The 22,488-nt window shown below is 68.5% G+C and carries 17 protein-coding genes and 2 pseudogenes; 13 read left to right on the plus strand and 6 right to left on the minus strand.

The annotated features are described in order from the left end of the window. Positions 1–56 precede the first annotated feature (56 nt). Complete coding sequence (locus ACFWP2_RS29180) at positions 57–911, minus strand: hypothetical protein (RefSeq protein ID WP_380456837.1); 855 nt, start codon at positions 909–911, stop codon at positions 57–59. A gap of 368 nt (positions 912–1,279) precedes the next feature. Here ACFWP2_RS29180 and ACFWP2_RS29185 point away from each other — a divergent pair, with 368 nt between their 5' ends. The 6 genes from ACFWP2_RS29185 to ACFWP2_RS29210 all read left to right on the plus strand — a co-directional run bounded on the left by ACFWP2_RS29185 (position 1,280) and on the right by ACFWP2_RS29210 (position 8,670). Then, a complete protein-coding gene (locus ACFWP2_RS29185) occupies positions 1,280–2,011 on the plus strand; it encodes a GntR family transcriptional regulator (protein WP_380456840.1) in 732 nt (243 codons plus the stop codon). 264 nt (positions 2,012–2,275) lie between these two features. Continuing rightward, positions 2,276–3,289, plus strand: a complete 1,014-nt coding sequence (locus ACFWP2_RS29190; protein ID WP_380456884.1) for an AAA family ATPase — start codon at positions 2,276–2,278, stop codon at positions 3,287–3,289. Further along, on the plus strand, positions 3,286–4,497 hold the full coding sequence (locus tag ACFWP2_RS29195) for an HAD-IA family hydrolase (RefSeq protein ID WP_380456842.1): 1,212 nt from the start codon (positions 3,286–3,288) through the stop codon (positions 4,495–4,497). Before ACFWP2_RS29190 ends, ACFWP2_RS29195 begins: the two co-directional genes overlap by 4 nt. A 41-nt stretch (positions 4,498–4,538) precedes the next feature. Next, complete coding sequence (locus tag ACFWP2_RS29200; RefSeq protein WP_380456844.1) at positions 4,539–5,342, plus strand: DUF1932 domain-containing protein; 804 nt, start codon at positions 4,539–4,541, stop codon at positions 5,340–5,342. A 1,172-nt stretch (positions 5,343–6,514) separates the two neighbouring features. Beyond that, entirely contained in the window at positions 6,515–7,783 is a 1,269-nt protein-coding gene (locus ACFWP2_RS29205) for a hypothetical protein (protein ID WP_380456846.1), read from the plus strand. Between the two features lie 35 nt (positions 7,784–7,818). After that, entirely contained in the window at positions 7,819–8,670 is an 852-nt protein-coding gene (locus ACFWP2_RS29210) for a DciA family protein (protein ID WP_380456848.1), read from the plus strand. Positions 8,671–8,890: 220 nt separating this feature from the next. On the opposite strand, the gene ACFWP2_RS29215 is transcribed toward ACFWP2_RS29210, so the two are convergent. Beyond that, on the minus strand, positions 8,891–10,141 hold the full coding sequence (locus ACFWP2_RS29215; RefSeq protein WP_380456850.1) for a hypothetical protein: 1,251 nt from the start codon (positions 10,139–10,141) through the stop codon (positions 8,891–8,893). 225 nt (positions 10,142–10,366) lie between these two features. Here ACFWP2_RS29215 and ACFWP2_RS29220 point away from each other — a divergent pair, with 225 nt between their 5' ends. The 5 genes and pseudogenes from ACFWP2_RS29220 to dnaB form a co-directional block, all read left to right on the plus strand. Then, positions 10,367–12,706: a hypothetical protein gene (locus ACFWP2_RS29220; protein WP_380456852.1), complete on the plus strand. Its 2,340-nt coding sequence runs from the start codon at positions 10,367–10,369 to the stop codon at positions 12,704–12,706. An 8-nt stretch (positions 12,707–12,714) separates the two neighbouring features. Further along, positions 12,715–13,716, plus strand: coding sequence for a hypothetical protein (locus ACFWP2_RS29225; protein ID WP_380456854.1), 1,002 nt, complete (start codon positions 12,715–12,717; stop codon positions 13,714–13,716). A 133-nt stretch (positions 13,717–13,849) separates the two neighbouring features. Beyond that, positions 13,850–14,128 (plus strand): annotated as a pseudogene (locus ACFWP2_RS29230) (ATP-binding protein); the annotation flags it as partial. Between the two features lie 42 nt (positions 14,129–14,170). Continuing rightward, positions 14,171–14,683 carry a DUF1877 domain-containing protein gene (locus tag ACFWP2_RS29235; protein WP_380456856.1) on the plus strand — a complete coding sequence of 171 codons (513 nt, stop codon included), beginning with the start codon at positions 14,171–14,173 and terminating at the stop codon, positions 14,681–14,683. A gap of 236 nt (positions 14,684–14,919) precedes the next feature. Next, positions 14,920–16,327, plus strand: a pseudogene (gene dnaB / locus ACFWP2_RS29240) (replicative DNA helicase); the annotation flags it as partial. 105 nt (positions 16,328–16,432) lie between these two features. Here dnaB and ACFWP2_RS29245 read toward each other — a convergent pair. Further along, positions 16,433–17,149 (minus strand): hypothetical protein, encoded by a 717-nt coding sequence (locus ACFWP2_RS29245; RefSeq protein ID WP_380456858.1) that lies wholly within the window; start codon positions 17,147–17,149, stop codon positions 16,433–16,435. 107 nt (positions 17,150–17,256) lie between these two features. Between ACFWP2_RS29245 and ACFWP2_RS29250 the strand changes: the two genes are divergently transcribed. After that, positions 17,257–18,000 carry a hypothetical protein gene (locus tag ACFWP2_RS29250; protein ID WP_380456860.1) on the plus strand — a complete coding sequence of 248 codons (744 nt, stop codon included), beginning with the start codon at positions 17,257–17,259 and terminating at the stop codon, positions 17,998–18,000. Positions 18,001–18,034: 34 nt separating this feature from the next. Continuing rightward, positions 18,035–18,358, plus strand: a complete 324-nt coding sequence (locus ACFWP2_RS29255; protein WP_380456862.1) for a hypothetical protein — start codon at positions 18,035–18,037, stop codon at positions 18,356–18,358. A 741-nt stretch (positions 18,359–19,099) separates the two neighbouring features. Here ACFWP2_RS29255 and ACFWP2_RS29260 read toward each other — a convergent pair. From ACFWP2_RS29260 to ACFWP2_RS29270, 3 genes are all read right to left on the minus strand, one after another. Next, the gene (locus ACFWP2_RS29260) at positions 19,100–20,248 is read right to left on the minus strand and encodes a glycosyltransferase (RefSeq protein ID WP_380456864.1); all 1,149 of its coding nucleotides are present in this window, start codon (positions 20,246–20,248) and stop codon (positions 19,100–19,102) included. 33 nt (positions 20,249–20,281) lie between these two features. Next, positions 20,282–21,484, minus strand: coding sequence for an MFS transporter (locus ACFWP2_RS29265; RefSeq protein ID WP_380456866.1), 1,203 nt, complete (start codon positions 21,482–21,484; stop codon positions 20,282–20,284). Positions 21,485–21,554: 70 nt separating this feature from the next. Beyond that, positions 21,555–22,166, minus strand: a complete 612-nt coding sequence (locus tag ACFWP2_RS29270) for a helix-turn-helix domain-containing protein (protein WP_380456868.1) — start codon at positions 22,164–22,166, stop codon at positions 21,555–21,557. Positions 22,167–22,488 lie beyond the last annotated feature (322 nt).

Below are 22,488 nucleotides of genomic sequence, written 5' to 3' on the forward strand. Positions count from 1 at the left end.
CCACCCCGTCGTGCTCGGGATGGGCGGCGGCCGTGGTCGTTCGTGCTGGTGGCGGGTCAGGCGGAGAGCGTCTCGGGCTCGTCGGCGACCTGACGGTGGTTCTTCCGCAACGGGCTCGCCGCGAGCACCTCGTCCGTGCTGGCCCTCTGACCGATCGGCCGGGCCCCAACCGGCACCGCCGCGCCCTGGATCGGGGACCGCGCGCCGACCAGCGGCGCGCGGCGGGCCTTGTCGGCCTCGCCGACGGCCTGGTCGACGGCCTTCCACTCCCCCGCCCGGCGGGCCGGGAACTGCCGGACCCGGGCACGCTCGACGTGGCGCTGCTCCTGCTCGGTACGGGCCTGGGCCGCGCGGCGCTCCGGCTCCTCGCGCAGCAGCTGCAGGTAGGTGGATCCGAGGCGCTGACCGTCGGCGCAGCGCTTCTTCGGGTCGGTGCAGTCAGCGCAGCGGCTGCGGTGACCGATGTAGGCCGCGTGGGCGGTCTCGGCGGTGGCCGGGGCCGGAGCGAGCTGGTGAAGCGCGACTGGCTGCGGCGCCTTGACCTTCTTCAGCACCGTGGTCGGCCGGCGGGCGGCGACATCGGCGACGGCCTCGGCGCGCCGCACCTGCCACACCGCGATCGGCACGTCGACGACGAACAGGCGGTTGGAGCCGATGCAGCGGCGGGCGCCGGGGGTGCCGGCCGGGAGAGTGTGGTGCGGGACGAGCTTCCAGTCCTTGGTGCCCTTGTGGGTGGTGAGCGGGCACCAGGTGTTGCAGTCGGGGCAGGCCAGGTGTTCGGCGCGGGGCGTGAGGTCGACCAGGCCGAGCGGCAGCTTCGACAGGAGGAGGGCCGGCCTGCAGGAGACGTTCGTCGTGCGGGTCCGGGGCTTGCGCGGCTGGGCGGCGGGGATCGCGGTCGGGGTGGTCATCACAGGCTCCTGGGGGGGTGCGGAGACAAATGAGGTGGCGGGCGGATGCTCTCTCCGACCGTCAGGGAGCCGGGAAGTCCCGGTGCCCTGACGAGCGGGCAACGCATCGGCTGCGGGGTAATCGCGGGGGTTTGGTGGAGCTACCCGGCGCCCACTCGGGCGGCGACTACCTACGGTTTCGGCCAGGCCGATGCCTGGCTCTTGAAACGCCCATGGACTGCCTCTGTGGCTGTCGGTGGGCGCCACAGGACAGACTGTAGACCACTAGCTCTTACTTTCGCTACCAGTAGCGCTAGATGTGCCTCTGGCGTACGATTAGCAGGTGCACTCCTACACTCGGCGAGGTAGCGCACAGGAAGGAGGCAGATATGCCCGATAACATCGGTTATATGGAGATTGCTTCTCACTACGAGAAGCTCATCCAGAACGGGACGCTCAGGCCCGGAGACACCATGCCGTCCCTGCGTGAGGTCTGCGAGCACTTCGACGTGGCCCAGACAACGGCCAATCGCGCTTACCGGCGACTCAAGATGAAGGGTCTGACCCTGCCCAAGTTGGGCGTTGGCACGATCGTTGCTGGCCCTGCGTCCAACAACATCTCGACCCGAGTTCACCTCCACGCCACCACGGGCAGGGCTCTCGACACCGGCGAGACCTCCCAGATCTTGGAGGTCGGCACCACGGGTGCGGATGAGCTGGTCGCCCCCCGGCTGGATGTCGCCCCAGGAACTCCTGTCCACGTGCGCCGGCGCCTCGTGAGCCGTGGTGACGTGCCGGTACACCTCAGCAGTTCCTACTACCCGGCCTACGTGATCGCTTCGACCCCGGAACTGACCCAGCCCGTATCCACCGGGGCCAGCCGGGAACTTGCCGCCGAACGACTGGGCGTCGCCCAGGACACGGTGCTGGAAGAAGTCACATCTCGATTCGCCAGCGAACAGGAGAAGACCCTCCTCGGCCTGACCGCTGGGGACGTGATCGTGACCCAGGTCGTCCGGACAGTGACCCTGGCCGATGGCCGCGTTGTTGAGGTAGCCGTCAAGATCGTCGGCGGATCGACGATTCTGCGATGGTCGACCTCGCTTCGCGCTCAGGGCTAACCGATGGACAGAGCGGTGGCGAGCACCACTGGCGGCCTGTTGGACGGGGCAGCTCGCCCCATCTGAGCCAGTACGCATCTGTCGCCCCTCCGGTTCGGCTGTCTGAGGAGATCAATCACAGCCGAACCGGAGCCAGCCAGAAATCACAGGTGCGTCATCAGCTCCTTCAATGGCGCCGTACACACGTATTCACATCTGCATACACATGGGTTTTGGCTGGTCAGCCCTAGGCTGCCGGGCATGGTGACACTGGAGGGTGGGGGGATGGCGAGGGAACGTGCGGGGTGGCGGCCTGACCTGCTGCGTGCGCAGCGGGAGGCGCACGGGCTGACGTTGGAGCAGGCGGGAGAGAAGCTGCGCCAGGTCGCCGAGGAGGCGAAGCTCAAGGGCATCCCGGCCGCGAACCCGCAGACGTTGTGGCAGCACGAGCAGGGGGAGGTCTATCCCGGGCCGCACTACCGACGGGCCTACTGCCTGCTCTACCGGGCGACGGATCCCGAGCTGGGGTTCCGGGCCGCTCTGCCGGGCGAGGAGACGAGGTTCCGTCTCACCCCGGCGAGCGACGATCACAACGGAAGCCACGTATTGGCTGTCGAGCGGGCGATCCACCGGATCGCGCCGGGTGGCGGCGAGGCCGATCACATGGGCGTGCAACAGCGGATCCTGGACGCCTGGAAGCGCAGGCACACTGGCGGCGATCCACACTGTCCGGTCGTCGTCCTGGTCGGCGGCTACGCTGGCAGCGGCAAGACCGAGTTCGCTCGGTTCCTCACCCAACTGACCGGCTGGCCACTGCTGGACAAAGACCCCCTGACCCGGCCACTGGTGGAACGGCTGCTGGTCGCGCTCGGCGGCGACCCGAACGACCGGCACACCGACCTGTACCGCGAGCAGGTACGCAACCTCGAGTACGACTGCCTGATGCAGGCCGCCTGGGCCAACATCAACTGCCGGATCTCGACCGTGCTCACCGCCCCCTTCATCTCCGAGATGACCAACGCGGACTGGATGCAACGGCTCACAAACCGCTGCGCCTCGCTCGGCGTCGACGTCGCACCGATCTGGGTCAAGTGCGACCAGGAGTCGATGCGCGAGTACATCGGGTTCCGCTCGGCAGCCCGGGACGCCTGGAAGCTGCAACGCTGGGACGAGTACCTGGGGACGATCGACGTCGACCTGCGGCCAGCCGTGCCGCACTTGGTCGTCGACAACCGGCTCGGAGCCGCTATCAGCCTCGCCGACCAGGCCCGCCAGGCGATCCGGGAGGTCTACGTATGAGCGGGGCACCCGCCGCACGCGGCGTGATCCTCTACGGACCGCCAGCTGCCGGGAAGGACACCGTCACCCGGGCGCTCGTCGCGGCGGACGCTGAGTTCGCTCTGTTCTCCCGGGTGAAAGTCGGCGCGGGCCGATCGGCCGGCTACCGGATGAGTACACCGGAGCAGTTGGAGGAGCTGCGGTCGTCGGGAGCGGTCGTGTACGAGAACTCGCGTTACGGCAGTACGTACGTGACGGACCGGCCCGGCCTGGACGCCGCCGTCGAGGCCGGGATTCCGGTAATGCACCTGGGCCAGGTCGACGGAGTCCGGGCGGTACTCAACGGCTACCCGGCCGACTGGCTGACCGTGCTGCTGTGGTGTCCACGGGAGGTAACCGAGGCCCGGTCGGCTGACCGGGGCGACGCAGACACCCCGGCGCGGCTGGCCGCGTGGGACGCGACCCGCGCCGATCTGGACGCCAGCCCGGACTTCCGGTTCGACCTGACCATCCGTACGGACGAGGTCACGCCCGCGGTGGCGGCCGCGCAGATCCACCAGGCGCTCGCCGCTCCGCGCGGTGACGGCGAGCTGGTCATGGTCGACTTCGACGACACCCTGGTCGACCGGCTCTCGGCGGTGACCTCCTGGGTGGTCGGGTACTGCGCGGGGCACGGCCTGGGTGCGGAGGTCGAGCAGCGGATGTTGGAGGCCATGCGGATCCGGGCCGACCCGGACGTGGTCGAGCAACTGTGCGCGGAGCTCGGCCTCCCCGAGGATGCGGGCGAGTTCTGGTCCCGATACGAATCTGAGCTCGCCGCACTGGTGAAGCCCTTTCCCGGTGTGATCGAGGCCCTGGCCGCCGTCCGCAAAGCCGGCCACCAGGTGGTCGTCGTCACCAACGGCGGTTCGCAGATCCAGCGCGCGAAGCTCGCCGCGTCCGGCATCGCCGACGTGGTCGACGCCGTGTGCATCTCCGAGGAAGCCGGCGCCCGGAAGCCCAGCCGCCGGATCTTCGAGGCAGCGGCCGCCGCCGTCGGTCGGGACTTGGCCCAGGGCGGGTGGATGATCGGGGACAACGCCGCCCTCGACGTCGTCGGCGGCAGGGACGCCGGGCTGCGCACCGTCTGGATCTCACACGGCCGTTCCTGGCCTGGCGAGCCGAAGCCGGACCTCATCACCGAGACCGTCGTCGGGGCGCTCGCTCACGTCCACGGCGGTGCACCATGACATCGAATCAGCTGGTTCTCGGGGTACTCCACCCAGGAAGCATGGGGGCGGCCGTGGCGGCCTGCGCGGTCTCGGCCGGGGCCCGGGTGCTGTGGTGCCCGATCGGACGCAGCGCAGCGACCAGGGACCGTGCCGAGCAGGCCGGGCTGGAACCGGTAGCCGAGCTCTCCGGGCTGCTGGAGCAGTCCGACGTCGTACTGAGCCTGTGCCCGCCGGCCGCTGCCGAGGATGTCGCCCGTGATGTCGCCGAGCGTGGGTTCGCTGGGGTCTACGCCGAGGGCAACGCCATCAGCCCGGAGCGGTCACGGCGGATCGCCGACCTGGTGGGTCGCAGCGCGACGGTCGTCGACGGCGCGGTGATCGGCTCCCCGCCGATCGCTGGCAAGACGGCCCGGCTCTACCTCTCCGGCCCGTCCGACGCCACCGCCCTAGTGGGCGCGCTGTTCACTGGCACTGCCGTGTCGACTCCGGTGCTCGGCGAGGACATCGGGCAGGCCTCCGCGCTGAAAATCTCCTACACGGCCTACCAGAAGGCCAGCCGCGTGTTGGCCGCGCTCTCCTATGGTCTGGCACAGCACCACCAAGTCGACCAGGCGCTGTTGGAGGTGGCCGGCAAGCGGCAGGGCAGCTACCTGACCGAGACCGGCTACATCCCGAAGACCGCGGCCAGGGCGTGGAGGTGGGCACCGGAGCTGAAAGAAGCCGCCGATACCCTCCAGGCGGCGGGTCTGCCGGACGAGGTGCTACGCGCCGTGGCCGAGACGCTCGGCCGGTGGACCGATGCGAAGGACAACGGCGAGCTCTCGGTCGACAGCGCGCTCAAGATGCTGCAGGAGCCCAGGTGAGCGGGGACTTGTCGAACCGTCTGGCCGCTGGACCGTCAGATCGACACAGTGTGCTGGCGGCTACGCTCAGCGTTACCCGCAAGGGTAAGCTTTGCCATGCAGTTATTAAAAAGCTTTGCCGTCCGGGCCTTGGACAAGCCCGGACGGCATCAAGGTGGATCGGCGCCCCTGGCCGGGGGCCCGTCCCGGTCAACCACGCAAAGGGTGGTGACGTGATGAAGGGTACCCGTAGCGGCGCCCCCTCATACGTACGGCACCCCGCCGTGGAGTCGACCGGGTCGTCCCGGGTCTCGCTCCGGCGGGGTGCCGTCTCTGTATGTGTGGCCGGCCACGGCGGCCCCCTGGGTGGGGGTGTTCCGTGACCTAGCCCTCGTCTGCGGTGCCTGACCGTTCCACGGTCTAGCTCCGCCGGGCCGCCTCCCGGGGTTTTCCGCCCCGGTTCTCAGCAGCCCACCTGCTTCATCCCGCTCTCGGGCTTCCACACCGTTGAGCAGGTTGCTGGAGATCGGACTTTCCACCGGTCGCCAGCAGTAGTACCGGCCTCCGCCAAGAGGCCAACCCAACACGGTCCCTAGCCAGGACCAGCACCACCACCGGCTTCCAACCGGTTGCAGCACCGGCTCCGCTAGGAGCCATCCGCAGTCGGGGCCTTTCCAGGGGCCTCGGCTGCACCGCACCACCACGACCTGCACGAGACGAACGCGAGCGAGCGAAACGAGAGGAGGCAGTTCGGCACCCCCCGGAGGGGGTCTTACCAACACCCACGGGGGGTGCTTCTCACGAACACCCCCGAGGGGGCGCCGTTGCGTCCCCATGTACCTGTAGGGAGCTTTGTCATTATTGAGCAGGTCAGCGGGCCTTTCCAGTCTCGTGGTGTCCCCGTCGTCGGCGATGGGGTCCCCGGTTTGAGCTCGCACGATGAGGGAGGGGAGGGGGGAGAGTTCTCCTCCCCCCGTCCTGCCTTGGCATTCGTCCAGGGACCGGTTGGCGGACCGGTTGGCGGACCGGGCATCCACAGTCCCGGTACTGTGGCGGACATCACACGATCGGGTGAGCGCGTCGGAGGTCCCATTGACGGCCTCCCGGGTGTAGTTCCGGCCGCCCCGCTGGTTCCCGGCCAGCGCCAGGAGTCAGCCGACGCCTCCGCGACGGTCCCGACCCGGGCGGCCTGGGTGCCAGCCGAGCACCAGATGGTCACGGGTACGGCGGGCCGGGTCGCGCCGGACGGCTACTCGTGGATGCAGGCGGTGCACTGGCTGCACGGCACCGGCTTCTACGTACCGACCCACGGCCCGAAGTTCGGCGAGACCACCATCAAGCTGGCCGAGATCCTGTCGAAGCTGACGCCATGCCGGCCGACCATCGGCTACCTGATGCGGGTGCTGCGGTGCAGCAAGCGGACCGTGCAGTACCACCTGGAGATCCTGCGGGCGACGGGCCTGCTGGCCTGGCGCTCGGTCGGTACCCGGCTGCCGATGCAGAAGGGCCAGAGCCGGGTGGAGAGCCTGGCGTCGGAGTACGAGCGGCTGATCCCCCGCTCCTACGACCAGGCGCTCGGCATCCGTACCGCGGGTGAGGGCGTGGAGCGGCGGATGACTGGGATCTCGGAGGAGGGCCGGTCGGTCATTGCGGAACTCGGGAAGAAGGCCACCAGGAAGCTGCGCCGCACCCGCCGCACCACTCGTCACAGCCGTGCCGAACAGTCCGTCAGCACTCCGCGTTGCACCCCAATGGAGGGCGGTACCACCCACTACGCAAGCTCTCCCTCTGCGGATAACCAAAAAACTACGGGCGCAGCCCGTGACGCGAATTCGATCACCAGGAAGACGCGCGTTGCCCGGCCGATGGGGCAGCGGCGGCGCACGGTCCTCGGACAGGTCGTCACAGCGGCGATGATGGCCACCGGCGACCGGCTCGCCCGCATCGCCTACCGGCAGGTGCCATGGGTACGCCAGGCCAGCCATGACCAGCTGCGATGGGCTCTCAACGACCTCGCCGGCCGAGGCTGGACCGAGGACCGCGCCATCGCATGGCTCCACGAAATCGCAGGCCAGTTCTGGTGCGCCGGCCTGCTGTGGCGTCCCGAACGGCCCCACGCCCTTATCGCCCACGCCCTGCGCCAGGACGTCGACCAGGAGCAGCACGACCAGGAGCTCGTGGCCCGGGCTGCTCTCCGGGTGAAGGACACCTCCGTGGCTGCCGTCCGCGAGCGCACCAGCGAGTTGGAGTTTCTCTCCGACCTGTTCGGCGAGGCCGCCGCCCTTGCCCCAGCCCCCGTCACCGAGCAGGACCGGCAAGAAGCGCACTACCTCCCCGCCGCAGCCGCGGCCCGGATGGAAGCTGCGGGCGACCAGGCCATCGACCTGTTCGGCGTCGACATGGTCGCCCGCTACACGGCGCTGGCTGCCAACCCACACATCCGACTCGGCGTCACCCGCTGACCACCCCCACCAGGACCCGAACGGAGGTCTCCCGCATGACCAGCACCCCCGGCCAGGCGCCCACCGGCGCGGACCTCGCCCGCACCGCCCTGCGCGCCGCCCGCCACTCCGCGCGACTCAACGGCAACGCCCCGGCGAAGAAGACCCCGATGACCCGCCAGCAGATCGCCCGCGCCGGCCGTGACGCCCGTGAACCCTCCGCCATCGCCGCCGTCCTGCCCGCGATGGCTTCCGCACACGGTTGGGCTCTCGGCACCGCCCAGGGCACCATGCGCGACAACTGGGCCCAACTCGTAGGTCCCGAAGCGGCACTTCACTGGTACCCGGCCGGGTTCAACACGGCCACCCGCACCCTGCGCGTCACTTGCGACTCCCCGGCCTGGGCCACCAAACTCCGTCTGGAGCAGCGCGCCATCCTCGCCAAGCTCAACGACGCCCGGCCTGACACCGTCCGCTCCCTCGAAATCCGCGTCAGCGCCACCCCCCAAGCACCCGACGCCGGTCAGGGAACCGTTCCCTCCCAACCGCAGGCCGACCCGGCCCACACGCCGCAGGGACCTCCGGTCGCCGACAACCCCCTCTACCGGCAGCTCCGACAACGGATGCGCGACCAGGCCGTCATCCGCCAGACCGCGCTCGAGGAAGCCACTGCCGAGCGCGACGCCAACCTCGAGAAGTGGTTCCTCGGGCACTGCGGCTGGCTACGCGAGCCCGAGGACGTCCACCAACGCGTCCTTGAGAAGGCCCTGGCCACGGACAACACCGAGCACGCCCGACAGCAACGCGAACGTCACCAGGCCGCGCTCGCCGTCGCCCGCGCCAGCCGGTCCGGAGCGATCCCGCTGCACACTGCCCGCCCGGCCTGGCCGCGTACCGGAGCAGCGTGAGCTGCAGCCCGGGCGCAAGCACCTGGTGCAGGCTGGAGCACCGCCGACACCCGCGCTCGCGGGGAGGGCGTTGCCGGGGGCCTGGCCAACGTCGTACTGCTAGCTTCCCGGGCCCTCCTCCGCCGGAGCGACGTGGTGAGCGTTGTGCTGGCGGGCGAGGTTGCTGTGGCAGGAAAGGCGGACGGCTCCTGCCTTGCTGCGGTTCGGTCGGCGGTGTTATTCACCAGCTGCCGTAGCGGGCCCGGCACGGGGCGCAGGCGTGGGCGGTTCGCGGACCGTAGCGGTTGATGGGTGTACCGCAGCCGGCACAGGGCCCAAGTTCCCATGGTTTGCAGCCTGCTTCGGCGGCGGCGGCCTGGCGCTGGTCCCAGGTGATGTTGATGGTCGGGCATTCGCTGGGTGGACGGACGGCGGCGGGCTGGGGTGTGGGCGGGATCCGGGTGATGGTGATGGCGGGCCGGATGGTCTCGCCCGAGTCCCGGGGCGGCTGCGGCGCGGAGCGGCAGTCCGATTCGGTGCGTGTCCGGATGCATTCGGCGTCCCGTTGTACGGGGATCCGGATCCGCTTCTTCTTCGGAACGGTCTCGGGAGGGGCCTCCTGGCCGCCGTTGTCGGTGAACTGGTCGAAGTCGGTGCGCGATATCCAGAACCGCAGGGTGCGCTGGCTCTGCTTGGTGGTGAGGGGGACGTAGTCGCCGGCGGCGATGTCGCGGACCAAGTCGTCCAGCTGGCGGGCGCGCGGCTCCCAGCGGGGGTGCCAGCCGCCGCATCGTCCGCTCCGGCGGACGGGGCACGGCAACGGGTTGGTGTGGTCGCACTTGTCGAGTTCGAGGTGACGGACGCCTCCGCGGACGAGCATGTCGCGGTCGTTGAGTATCGCCTCGGGCGGCAGGTTGTCGGTGCGGCTCCAGTGCACGTGGTCGATCAGCGGGGCCTTGGGGTCGAGGACGTGCCAGACGGGGGTGACGCCCTCTTCACGGGAGATGAGGTCACGTTTGCGGACCGCCGGGACGGTCGAATACGCGAGCTGGGGTTCGAAGCCGATCTGCCGCCCGTCGGCGCCGGTGACCAGGACGTCAGTGCGTCGCCGGCCGTCCGCAGCGCGCACCTCCAGTTCGGCGTGGAACCCGCCGAGCTCGGCCGCCCGGGCGAACCGCTCCTTCAAAGCCTTGTGCTGGTCGCTCTCGCCGTCGCCGTGGTCTCGCTGGTCACGGTTGTGGTGGGCCGCGATCTTGAGGCCCCGTTTGGCATAGACGTACATCCACTCGATCTGGCCGGGGTTCTGCTTGTAGCAGGTCGGGCAGTAGAGGCCCCTCTGTTCAACGGGGCGTTTGTCGGCGAGCAGGAGTTCCCAGAGGCCTTTGAACTGCGGGTACCCGAGGTCGGAACGGTCGAGGTCGAGGAGTCCGTCGACCAGGACGCAGAAGACAGGGTTGCGCTTGTAGTAGGACGGGCCTGCCGTACTGTCCATGGAACCTCGTCTCAGTTGTCAACTGCACACGAAGAGAAGTTGATTGTGCCTTGCAGCACTGACAGGTCGGCCCCTGTCCGTTCTGCACCGAACCAGCAGCCGACCCCGCAATCGCTTTCCCGAACAAATGAACGATCTCCTGTGTGGGTAGAACTGCGCGTCTTGCCCTCCCTCACCTCCGGTAACCACGAGCAAAGGATTGCAGTGGGCCACTAGAGTGAAACGATGGCGGACACGGACACTCCACGCGACTTGGACGAACTCGCAAAGCTGATCCCGGAGATCCGCCCTATCGACGGGGCGCCGCAAGAGGTCGTAGCGATCGGCGAACGCTACTGGGCGCTGGCCGGCTTCGTAGAAGGCCAGCCCGTACCGGTCTGGTCCGAGAGGACCAGCGCGATCGACACCACGGGCTGGGGCCGACAGCACTACGTCATCGCCGCAGCCGGCGTACGCGCTACCATCCCGGGACGGTGCTGCCCCAAGTGCGCCGGCCCCCTCACACTCACCTCGCGTAACGCCTTCCAACAGGTCTGCCTCGACGCCACCCCAGACTGCGTCGACTGCACCACGTCCATCACCACCGCGGCGCAGCTCCTCACCAGCCCTACCCGCCTGGCCAAGGTTGAGGAGAGACGTGTCGAAGCCGAAGCCCAGCAGGTTGTCGTGAAGGCGCGGACCGCCTGGGCCCAGCAGCAGCAAGCCGTCGTTGACGAGCAGCACCCGACCGTCTTCCCCTCATCCCGGCAGCAGCTTCCGAAGTCGTCGGTCCGGGCGATGCTCGGGACTCTCGCTGTCCTGCGCTACGCACCGACCACCACACCCATCACCGATGTCGCCTCATGGCCGGTGCCGCTTCACCCGGACCCCGACGCCATCGCCACGCTGCTGGGCGATGCGGTCCAGGCAGGGCTGCTCGCGGTCCACTCCTCAAGCCCGCTGAACGCCTTCCTCTGGGAGCCGGCCTCCTACGACGACGCGCTGGCCAAAGCCGGCGGCGACCTCGGCGCCGCCGCCCCTCCGGTGCTCACCCACTCCTTCTATCCCTCCCGGGCCCACTACTTCGCGCCCTACGGCGCCAGCTTGGGCAAGTCCGCCGAGGCCCTCGATGCACTTCTCGCGGAGCACTTGGACATCGGCGCGCTGACCGTCGGCCAGCAGGACGACCTCCTCGTGGTCGCCCGGGAGCTGATCGCGGCCGAGGCTCTGCGCTATTTCCGGTCCCGGCTCGAGCACGTGCTCCTGCCCGTTGTACCGGACAACCATGCGGCCCGGCTGCACGAGGCGGCTCTCAAGGTTGCGGAGCATCGGCCTCTCGGCGAGATCTACAACCTGGTGTGGAGGGCGACCCGGGCAGCGGCTGAGGCCGCGCAGGCGAATCCCCGGGCACCGAGAGCCAACATGACCACCTACGCCGTCAACCACTTCGAGACCCAGTCCCAGCGGGCGTCGGTGGAAGCGGACTGGCCGATCAAGCCGTTCAGCGAGCTCAGCGGCCAGGGACCGGCGGCGATGACCCGGGTCCTGTTCTATGGGCTCTTCGACAGCAACCCGGTCGACTCCGGGCTGTCCCGGCTCAGGGACCGGTTGCCCACTCCTGCGGCCGAGCCGCTGCCGGCCTCGGCTTCGTCGCCGCAGGCGCGGACGACGGAGCCGGCGACGGTAACGTTCCCTCTGGCCTGGCTCTCGGAACACCCCACCCGGTGGAAGCCCAGCGATGTACCGGCCGCCCTCAGCCACCTGACGAAGCGCTGGGCCGACGCCGAGGAACCTCACGAGGGACTCGACGGTGTAGCCCATGCCTCGTTCCAGCTGGCGGCCCTGTTCGCTGAGCTCGCCCCGGTGATCGGCGGGCGCGAGGCGGCACTCGCGGTGGTCGCCGCAGTTCCGCAAACCGTCGCTCGCGAAGCCGACGCCGCGAATCTGGCGAGCTGGATCACCGCCCAGCTCGGAGTGCTGCTCCTGGAGCTCTCCGGTACGGCGGGCGGGTTCCCCGGAGCACCGTACGTGGCAGACGCCTCCGCGCTGGAAGGCTGGGAGGAGGAGTCGCTGCCACTCCGCAGGATGCGGACACTGGACGATCCCGAGGTCGTCGAACTGGCCGACCGTTTCGTGGACCTGCTGGGTGAGCAGTTCGCCGAACTCGACCTGGATGGGCTGGACGATCGTTCGAGGTCGCACCTGGGAGCGAAGATCCGCTCCGAGGTCAAGGCCATGTTCAACTCCGGCTACTCGTTCCCGCTGATCGAGGAAGCCGTGAGGGCCAGCGCCCCGGACCTTGCCTCCGGGGTGTCCCGGTATGTCCGCGGATCCGGCGACCTTCGGCACGATGCCGCCACCGTTTGGCTTCGGGCCTGGCGCCGGTCGCCGGTCGAGGCGAAGAGGTGGAATGCCTGGCCGTCCATCGAAGACTGGGCTTCCTTCAAGGAGAGCCTCGAACAGGTCATTGCGGAGGAAACAGACCCAGCCGAGATCCTTCGGATGGCCCACAGCGCGGGCACCGACCAATGCCAGGGGTTGTGGCTCGTCGGCAGCGACTTCGAGATGCCGCCCTCCCTACGCTGAGAGAATCGGTGCGGGCTGAGCTGGACCGGGTGGCTCTGCTGACCGGGAAGGCCAGCGCCACGGCCGCGCCAGCCGACCGGCTGCATATCCAGGGCGGCAGCGCCCTGGTGACCGACCCGATCGGCTGGCTGCTCGCCAAGGGCCTGCCCCAGCGCGCCGAGTGCGCCCACCCGGCCTGCGACGACGGACTCCGCCTGGACACCCGCACCGACTGCGTGACCTGCGAGAAGCAGCTCACCAACCGCCGCTCGATCCGCCACGCCCTGGTCCGCGAAGCCGTCGCCCAGCTCCCGGACAACGCCACCGGCGACCAGCGCCGCACCGCGGTCGACGAACGACTGCACCGGCACGCGATGCTGCGCGCCGAACAGCAGGTGTTCGACCGTCAGCGGGCCGCGCAGCGGCGGGCCGAGGCGGACGCCCGCCGGGCCGTGCAACGAGCACAGGCCGAGGCCGCCGAGGCGGCCCACAGGGCGCTGCCGTGCGAGGACTGCGGCACTGAGCAGGCCGGCGGGCTGTGCCCGTCGTGCTGGGCCGCACGCTCGACCCGTAGCGTGATCCGGGAGTGCGTGAACCTGGCTTTCGCCGGGTCCGCCGACCGGGCAGACCTCAACACGACCGCCCGCCGTGTCCAGGCCGAGCTGCGCGAGACGATGCTCCAGGCCCGTCCGGCCGGCGCGAGCCGCGAGGACGTCCGCGCGTCCGATCTGCTCGCCGCCCAGGGAGCCGTCGCCGAGTACCGGGCCCGCGCCCTCGACCTGCTGGCCCGATCCCCGCTGGCCGACGTCGAGGCCGAGCTCGCGCACGACACCGCAAGGCGCTCCGCCCACCGCCACCCCACCCGCGCCTCCGCCCTGGCCGCCGCCGACCGGGCCGCCGAGCAGGCCCGCACGGCCACCGCCCGGTACCTGCTCCTCCAGCGCCTGGAAACCGTCCAGAGGCTGCGCGAGCGCGCCGACCGAATCCGCGCGACCGCCGCCGCTCCGACGCGCGAGGCGGTGAACGCCTGATGACCCAGGCCCAGACCAGCGGCGCGGACCTCGCCCGCGCCGCCCTGCGCGCCGCCCGCCAAGCCGCCCGTACAAGCGGCACCGCCCCGGCCCACCGCACCGCCCGGGCCGTCCGGACGACCACGTCCGCCCCGACGTCCTCATCCTCGACGACTTCGCGATGCGCCAGCTCACCGCGGCCCAGGCCGACGACCTCTACGAGCTGGTCAGCGAGCGGCAGGGCCGGTCCCTGATCATCACCAGCAATCGGGCGCCCAGTGACTGGTATCCGCTGTTCCCGAACCCCGTCGTCGCCGAGTCGCTCCTGGACCGGCTGATCAACACCAGTCACCAGGTCATCATGAACGGACCCAGCTACCGGCCCAACAAACGACCCAAGAACCCGACCGACAGGACCGACGGACCCCGATGAAGTAGCGGCAAATCCGGTGGACAGCGTCGCGATACTGCCGTCATGGCCGTCACCCAGCAACTTGCCCGAGTCCCGGCGGAGTACCTCGCCGCCTGCCGTCAGTCAGCCGCAGAATCACCTGACGGAGATCATCACTGGGATCCGCCGTCCGCGGACTGTCTTGATCTCGACTGGGCACCGGCCATGCTGGAGCGTGCCTGCGAACTCACGCGACTCGACGCTGTCCACCTGGAGGCGCTCAAGCGCGCGACCGATGGCGACAGCGGCATCGATCTGGACTTCCTCAACGCGAACCCACATGCGATCGCTTTCTTCAGCAACTCCACTCCGACGGCCCTCTGTCCAGACGCAGTTGCCCGGGTGTCGGCACTGCTCGGAGAGATCGATATGCAGGCGATCCTCCAGTCGGTCCTGGACAGCGGCGCAGGATCCGAGCTCGGCTACGGGTTCATCGGCGATCCAACGGAGTACCTGCTGGGCCACTTCGGTGCGCTACGTGAGTTCTACGCGGAGGCTGCCCGGAGGGGCCTTCTCGTCGTGCTGTGGTGGGACTGACCCAGTAGGCCTCCTCGATCAGCCGACAGCAGGGACCGGAGCGGCCGGCTCAAGCCCGCGGGCAAGGCATGGGGAATTACGTGACCACAGCCATGGGGAATTACCTGACCGTCGACAACGTCGCCGGCCTCGGCCGCGCACTGCTCCCAGGGACCAGGAATCCACACCGCAGCCGTCCGCGCCGCGGAGCATCCACCCCCGCCGATCCTCCCGTTCGGCGGACACACGGCCACGTGATCGGCGATCCTTTCGTTCAAGCCGGGCACAGGGGACGAAACCGGTGCAGGCGCTACCGTGGGGATCGGAAGTTGAGCGACAGCGAGCCGCCAGCGAATTCGCAGGACGCCACCTTCGAGGTGCCGTACGACCTGGGCGCCGAGCAGGTCGTCCTCGGCACGATGATGCGCTCGAAAGACTTCATCGCCGACGCCGTCGACACAATCCGCCCCGCCGACTACTACCGCGTGGCGCACGAGCTGATCCACTGCGCCATCCTCGACCTCTACGCCCGCGGCGAGCCGGCCGATCCGATCACCGTCGCCGCCGCTCGACACGCGCGGTGAACTGACACGATGCGGTGGCCAGAGCTACCTCCACTCCCTGGTCAACAGCTTCAGAAGCATCGCCCACGCCGACAAGATGCTCGACCGGGTACGGGAGACAGCCCTGCGTCGACGGCTCCTCCAGGCCGTCCTGCGGATGGACCGGGCCGCGCAGAGCGATGCACCGGTCGAGGACATCCTCGCGGCCTGCACGGCCGAGTTCTACGCGGTGACCAGCTCCCAGCCGGAAGTGGAGGGGCTTGCCGACACCCTGGTCGGCGCTCTCGACGAGATCGAGGCCCGAGGCTCCTCCGGGACCGTCCTCGGAATCCCCACCGGGTTCGCCGACCTGGACCTGCTGATCAACGGTCTCCGTCCAGGACACCTCGCGGTGGTCGCTTCCCGGCCGGCCATGGGCAAGAGCACCTTGGCCCTGGACATCCTGCGCAGCTGCTCGATCCACCACAAGTTGCCCTCCGTCGTGTTCACCCCGGAGATGGGCCGCAACGAGGTCGCGATGCGCCTCCTTGCCGCCGAGGCCCGCGTTCCTCTGCACCACATGAGGGCCGGCAAGATGACCGACGACGACTGGACCCGCGTGGCACGGCGGATGCCAGACGTTGCCGAAGCACCGCTGTTCATCGACGACTCGCCGCACATGACGCTCACCGAACTCCGGGCCAAGTGTCGGCGCCTCAAGCAGCGCAACGACATTCGCCTCGTCGTGGTCGACTACGTACAGCTCCTCGACTACGGGCTGCGCAGATTCCAGAGCCGCTACGAGGAGATCAACGAGATCACCCGGCACCTCAAGATCATGGCCCGTGAGCTCCAAGTGCCGGTCGTCGCGCTCTCGCAGCTCAACCGCGGCCCGGAGCAGCGGCTCGACAAGAGGCCGATGGTCTCGGACATGCGGGACTCCGGCACCCTCGAGGACGACGCGGACCTGGTGATCCTGCTGCACCGTGCGGACGCCTACGAGAAGGAGTCCCCGCGCGCCGGGGAAGCCGACCTGATCGTCGCCAAGCACCGCAACGGGCCCACCGCCACGATCACGGTCGCGTTCCAGGGCCACTACAGCCGCTTCGTCGACATGACCCGCGACGCCGACCTGCCGCAGCAGAACACCGGGGAGTCCGACGAACCGGACAAGGAGCCCCAGCCCTCCCCGTAGGGGACGTGGTGCCTGTCTCCCGCAGTCCCGGGATCAGAGGCTGGTTCGACGGGCGCTGGGCCGAGTTCGGCCGCGACGGGCCAGCACGGAAGGAGAACGCGGCACCAGCACCGGGATCCCCGCACGCTCGGCAGCGCGACGGCGCTCGACCCCCATGCAGAAGATGCAGGCGTCGCCCGCCGTCGGGTCGGTGGGCGCGCCAGGGTGGATGTTGCAGCCCGAGGTGTTGCGCGGGCGGGAGAGCTCACGCGCGACACAGAACGCCTGATGGAGCGCGTCGGCTACCTCCGCGAACTCGCTGTCCGACGAACGCAGTGACAACGAGTAGGAGAGATGGTTGACGGCGTCCAGGTGATGGCGGAGCAGAGGAAGGTCGTACGGGCCGTCGGGGACCGGGTAGCCCAGGCTGTTGGTGCGCGCCGGCGGGGGAACGTCCGCCGGGTGGGTGCCGCGCCGGCGAGCGCTGTTGCACAGCAGGCATCGAGTCCAGCCCTGCGGCGCTTCGGGGTCGACCGCGCCGTCGGGATGGGTGGTGCAGCCGGTGCGGCTCCGGGGCGGGGCGAGGTTGGCGGCGGTGCGGAACGCGGCGTACAGGTCGTCAGCAACGGGTTCGTACTCGGCCGGGTGCGCGTCGGCCCACAGGCCCAGCACGGCATCCCCGATCGAGGCGACCTTGGACCGGAGCTCGCCCAGGAGGAACGGCCGGCCGGTGGGCACGGAATAGCTCTGGGACCGCAGAGTCTCGCTCATCGGACCAGAGTGGCACGCGCCTCGCGCCGTTCCAAACGCGGGAAGTGACGATTCGGATAACGTGCCCTGGGACCGGTGCGTAGCGGTGATGGGGCGGGAGAACAGTGATGAGCGATCATCAGGGGACCGAGGCGGCACTGTCCGGACTGCCGGAGCAGCGAGGGCTCACAGGAGCCTTCGACCTCCTCGGCAAGCGCCACTTCAGCTGTCCTTGGCCGCAGCTCGACCCCGTCCTGGACCTCGGCCCGGGACGACTGGTGGGCATCGGCGCCTACCACGGACGCCGCGAGGCCGTCGCCGGGCTCGACATCGCGCTCCACACCGCCGCCAACGGGCACAACTCCGTGCTCTTCGCCCCCGAGCTCCCCGCCCGCAACAACGTCCCGAACCTGCGCATCGAACGGGGGCCGGAACCGACACCCGACCGGATCCGCGAGACCGTCACCAACCTCACCGCCCTCCGGCAACGGCCTGAGGTCGTCGTCGTCGACGACTTCACCCTCCTGCGCCTCGACCCCCCAACGCACCACACCGACGCCTACGACCCCTGGGACGACCCCGACGACGAGGACGAACTGGACCCAGCAGTGCGCGAAGCCGACGAGATCGGCCGCCAACTGAAGCTCCTGGCAACCCACCACGACCTGGCGGTCGTCGTCATGGCCCACATCACGCCGCCCTTCAACCGCACCACCGTGCTCACCACCGAGCACCTCGGACTCGCCGCCTCCCTGGAGTACGACGCCGACGTGCTACTCCTCCTGCGCCGTACGGATGCCCGCAGGGTCGATGTCCACGTGGCCAAGAACCGGAACGGTCCCACGCCGCACCACTTCACCGCGGACTGGTAGCAGAGCCGCACACCCGGGAAGCCCGAGGAGAAACATGCACCGGAACCGGTGTGACGAGTGCGGTTCGACGGGGACAGCAAAGCCCCGAAACGGCGACCGCGACCTGATCGCCTGCGACGACTGCTGGCCTCCCGAGCGTCTCTCTGCCGTGGAACGAGGCTGGCGCCGGCAAGACGACTACGGATACGGGCTGGAGTACGCCCCAACCGAATACGACGACACCTCCCACCATGAACCGGTCGACGACCCCATCGGCGATCCGGTCGAGGAGGCATTCGAGCGAGCCTGGAGAGAAGGCCACCTGCGACGAGACAGCCCAGCCGCCCGCGCCTGGAAAGAACGACGCTGGCAGAGGTGAACCCCGGTCCTGGTCCTACTGGCCTGGCCCGACTCTGGCCCTGGTGGATGAAGCCAGACCGCTCTGCTCGAACAGCAGCATGCAGCCGTCGGTGAAGTGCTCGCAGGCGTAGTCGCACCGGCCGCGTCCGTCGGGTCCTGCCAAGCGCCGCGCCACACTCGCTCGCGGGTGCCCGGCCACCGACCGGGCACCCGCACTGTTCTACCTCAAGCGGTTCAGGGACCGGGCGCTCATGCCGAACAGCACATTTGGCTGCTCGTACGGCTGACCCCCGCGCGTGCGGGGAGGACGTGGTCCTCTTCTTCTCCGCCGAGCGTGACGACGGCTGACCCCCGCGCCCGCGGGGAGAACGTCCAGGCCGGGAGCGTCAGCGGCTGAACCCCGCGGGCACGGGGAAACCCCGCCCGTTCTGCCTGCGACATTGCAGCCTGCCGGACGCCAGCCGATCCCTTCCTACTGTGAGCGGACAGTTCAAGATCCGTTCTGGCGGACAGCCCAGGTCCTTCTTCGTGGACAGCTGATCTCCCTGTCTGCTGGGCCGTTCGTGTCGGTTCCAAATAGGTGACCCGGCTGCGGCTACGCTGGCGGCGGTGGTTTCAGCCCGCTGGCGCTCGACGATTGCGTGATTCTCCAAGGCGCGGTGCGAGGTTGAGGTGTTTCCCAGGCCCTGACTCATGACGGGAGTCGATCACTTTTCAGCGCGATCAACCGGGAACAGGTTCGTCGGCTCGAATTTTTGTTCTATTTTCCGTCCTTCAGAACTTCTTCGATGTGATCTGCTGCCGCGATATTTCCCCTGGTCTTGGACAGGCGTGATCCTACGGTCTCTACTTTTTCGCGAAGCTGGCTATCCTGGACGGTTTGGAATAGGAACTGCGCATCCGCGTCGGCCGGGATTTTGTGCGCTACGCCGGCACGGATGCACGATTCTGCGAGCAGGGCCTGTTCGCCGCCAGCCGGGGCGACGGCCATGGGCTTGCGTAGAACGAGTGCATTCAGCACCGGGGCTGACGTGGCACTGGTTATTACCAGCTCAGAGCTGTCGACGAGTGGCGACATCCAGGGGAGCCTGACGACGCAGATATCTGCTGTCTTGCTCGGCGCGGGCGTGTCGGTCCGTCCCACTTCGACGACAGCCTGGAACGGTCCGTCGGAGAAAAGCCTGTTAAGTGTGGGCCATGGGTTGGCTCCGTCGAACCACCTGCCCAGGTGAACGTAGATGAGGGGTTTGCCCCGCCTGGCTACGGTCTCCATCACTCTGTCCACGTCCACCTTTGACGGTGCTGGCTCCCACAGGCAGGGGCCGATGTGGTGGACGTTCTTCGGGAGCAGAGCGCCTGGGTGCTCCAGGGAAGGGTCGCCTTGCAGAAGGAAGCGGGCGCCGAGGAGAGCTCGTTCCGCTTCGCTGTCCTTGATTCTTCCGAAGCCAGTGGCATCACGAGCTTCCTGCAGGAACCGGATGGTTTCCCGGATGCGCCACTTCCTCCTGGCAGGGAGTTCGGATTCCCCTTCCGCTCCTGACATGTAAGGCCAGAGATGAGCAGCTTGCCCGAGTATCACCACCGGTACGTCGAGTTTCTCGGCGGCGAGCAGTGCGCCGTGGCATAGAACCGAGGTGACAATGATGTCAGGGCGCGTTTGCCGGGCCGCTTCAATTATCACACGGTACTGGTCGGGCTGATGGCGGAACCAGAACCTCACGGACATGGACCCCTGGCCGTCGTCTGTCTCCTCCAGTTTCGCTGGTATGCCCTCCGAGGCGGCCGGTGGAGCAATTGATTTGCTCCCGACGATTGTGACTTGGTGTCCACGCCGGATGAGCTCGGTTCCTACGGTGATGGACGGATACAGGTATCCGGGGTCACTCAGGGGGCACAGGAGAATGTTCAAGTCCGCGTCCTGTCCTGTCGGGGCGTGTACGTGCTACACGTAGTTAGTTTCAATAGCCGCAGTCTCTTCGCTGGGCGCTGTCTGCCTGGAAGAGCGGAACATGGCTGCGGTGGCGATGGCTGCGATGGCTGCGTTCGCGAGGAATGCCGTCTGAGTGCTGGCGAGGTCTGCAACGGCGGCGAATGCCAGGTAGGAAACCGGAGTGAGGCCGGCGGATGTGAAGCTGACGACACTGACGACGCGGCCTATGTAGGCGCGGTCGGTTCCGGTCTGGATCAGTGCCACGAGTATGGACCCGGCGGGTCCCAGAGCGAGGCCGACTGCCGCAGAGGCGACGCAGACTGCGACGGTGTTCGGTACGAGGCCGACGGCAGCCAGCAGCGGCGGCTGAATCGCGAGGAAGCAGGCTGCGGTCAGGGCAGGGTTCTGCGTAGGCCGGCGCATAGCCAGCGCGAGGGAGCCGGCGATGGCGCCGGCGCCGAAGCAGGCCTCGATGATCCCGTAGGTTGTTGACGTCCATCCGCGGAGTTCGACGAGAAGCGGCAGGCCGACGTTGAAACATCCCAGAACGGTGAAGTTGAGGCAGGCGATCACTACGGCCAAGACCCTGAGCTGTGGGCGGGCCAGCACGTAGCGAATGCCTGTCGGGTCGACACTGCGAGCCTTCGGACTGTCTGCGGTTGGGGAGGAGCGGCCCGGCAGATGCGCGACCAGGAACGCGCCCAGGGCCAACGCGAACAGCACCGTACAGGTGATGGTCGCGGCCGGGGTCTCACCTACTGCGATGATCAGTCCAGCAGCTGGAGCGCCGATGATGGTGGCGGTTCGCTGAGCGGCCTGAAGGATGCCGGTGAGCCGCGGTAGTTGCTCGGGCGGGGCCAGCATCGCTGGCGCCGCACCCAGTGCGGGGAGGTTGATCGCGTCGATCGCACCGAAGACCACGGCCACCACTGTCAGTGCGACCCAGGAGTGTGGGACGGCGAGTGTGACAAGGGCGGCCGCCGTCATCACGGCGACGCGACCCGCCTGGGTCGCCAACGCCAGGCGCCGGATGCCCAGGCGGTCCACCAGGTTCCCCCCGAGAAGCATGAGGAGAGCACGCGGCACGGTTCCGGCTCCCATGACCAGCCCCGCGCGCAGTGGATCGTCTAAGTGGCTGGCTGACCACCCCAAGGTCGTCAGCCATACCTGGTCCCCGACCATGGACGCGGTGTAGCCCGCGAAGAACGTGCCCATCCGCCTGGAGCGGACCGATGACATGCCGACAGGTGTCTTCACAGCAAATCCCCCCTACCAGTTCAGGCTGTCACTCGTGATCCGCGGCGGCATCATCAGCCAGCGGAAAGGCGTGGATCATTGTGAAGACCCGCCGGCGCGAGCTGTCCGCCCCAGTTGGTGTCCGCCGGGACCACCGGCGCACCACACTCTGAAGCTCGGCCGCCATCTCTTCCAGCTCGTCTGGCGTCAACTCCAGCGACGTGTCCGTCTCCACCGCCGCGTTCAGCCACTCCTTCGGCCACTGGTCCCAGGTATGAAGCCATTGGGTCAAGCGCTCCATGCGGCGTTCGCTGAACATCTGCTGTGCCAGGGACGAGACCCGGCGGTGTGAGGGGGAGTCGACGAAATCCGCCGGCGACCACTGCAGGCCGCCGGGGACAGCCTTCCACCAGTGCTGCCTGCGGTCGGTTCCCTCCTCTGCGGCTTCCATGACCAGCCCGGCTTTGTGGAGCTGTGACAGGTGGTAGCTCACTGAGCCGATAGCCAGATCCGATCGCCGGGCCAGCTCGGAGACGGTGCTGGCGCCGTGGTGCACGAGGAGCTCGTACAAGCGGATGCGAGCAGGGTGCGCCATGACGCGCAGGGCGTCGATCGAGGTCGCCGGCGCAGTCACCTCACTCGTGGGCATCTCTTCAGACATGCCCCAAGGGTAGCAGATGCACAAGAAATCTTGTGCAAACGAATTACTCAAGATGCCTTGTGCAAAAATCGTTGACCTGCCTACGATCCTTGCATCGCGAGTGGTGAGGGGAGGGGACCATGAGCGGCATCACGATCTACGTCGAGGAGACCGACGTCTTCTGCGGCATCCAGTCCTGACGCCGGCCTGACGGCCGAGGAGGACAGCCCGTCTTGCTGTCCTCTGGCATCGCGAGTGGTGAGGGGAGGGGACCATGAGCGGCATCACGATCTACGTCGAGGAGACCGACGTCTTCTGCGGCATCCAGTCCTGACGCCGGCCT

Source organism: Kitasatospora sp. NPDC058444, assembly GCF_042721415.1.
GTDB lineage: Bacteria > Actinomycetota > Actinomycetes > Streptomycetales > Streptomycetaceae > Kitasatospora.

Bases quoted from the DNA above. Each gene is read 5' to 3' on its own strand.
- ACFWP2_RS29210 (WP_380456848.1), top strand. From the start codon at position 7,819: ATGACCAGCACCCCCGGCCAGGCGCCCACCGGCGCGGACCTCGCCCGC.
- ACFWP2_RS29180 (WP_380456837.1), bottom strand. From the start codon at position 911: ATGACCACCCCGACCGCGATCCCCGCCGCCCAGCCGCGCAAGCCCCGG.
- ACFWP2_RS29250 (WP_380456860.1), top strand. From the start codon at position 17,257: ATGAGCGATCATCAGGGGACCGAGGCGGCACTGTCCGGACTGCCGGAG.
- ACFWP2_RS29235 (WP_380456856.1), top strand. From the start codon at position 14,171: ATGGCCGTCACCCAGCAACTTGCCCGAGTCCCGGCGGAGTACCTCGCC.
- ACFWP2_RS29220 (WP_380456852.1), top strand. From the start codon at position 10,367: ATGGCGGACACGGACACTCCACGCGACTTGGACGAACTCGCAAAGCTG.
- ACFWP2_RS29265 (WP_380456866.1), bottom strand. From the start codon at position 21,484: ATGGGCACGTTCTTCGCGGGCTACACCGCGTCCATGGTCGGGGACCAG.
- ACFWP2_RS29185 (WP_380456840.1), top strand. From the start codon at position 1,280: ATGCCCGATAACATCGGTTATATGGAGATTGCTTCTCACTACGAGAAG.
- ACFWP2_RS29245 (WP_380456858.1), bottom strand. From the start codon at position 17,149: ATGAGCGAGACTCTGCGGTCCCAGAGCTATTCCGTGCCCACCGGCCGG.
- ACFWP2_RS29200 (WP_380456844.1), top strand. From the start codon at position 4,539: ATGGGGGCGGCCGTGGCGGCCTGCGCGGTCTCGGCCGGGGCCCGGGTG.
- ACFWP2_RS29215 (WP_380456850.1), bottom strand. From the start codon at position 10,141: ATGGACAGTACGGCAGGCCCGTCCTACTACAAGCGCAACCCTGTCTTC.
- ACFWP2_RS29190 (WP_380456884.1), top strand. From the start codon at position 2,276: ATGGCGAGGGAACGTGCGGGGTGGCGGCCTGACCTGCTGCGTGCGCAG.
- ACFWP2_RS29255 (WP_380456862.1), top strand. From the start codon at position 18,035: ATGCACCGGAACCGGTGTGACGAGTGCGGTTCGACGGGGACAGCAAAG.
- ACFWP2_RS29195 (WP_380456842.1), top strand. From the start codon at position 3,286: ATGAGCGGGGCACCCGCCGCACGCGGCGTGATCCTCTACGGACCGCCA.
- ACFWP2_RS29270 (WP_380456868.1), bottom strand. From the start codon at position 22,166: ATGTCTGAAGAGATGCCCACGAGTGAGGTGACTGCGCCGGCGACCTCG.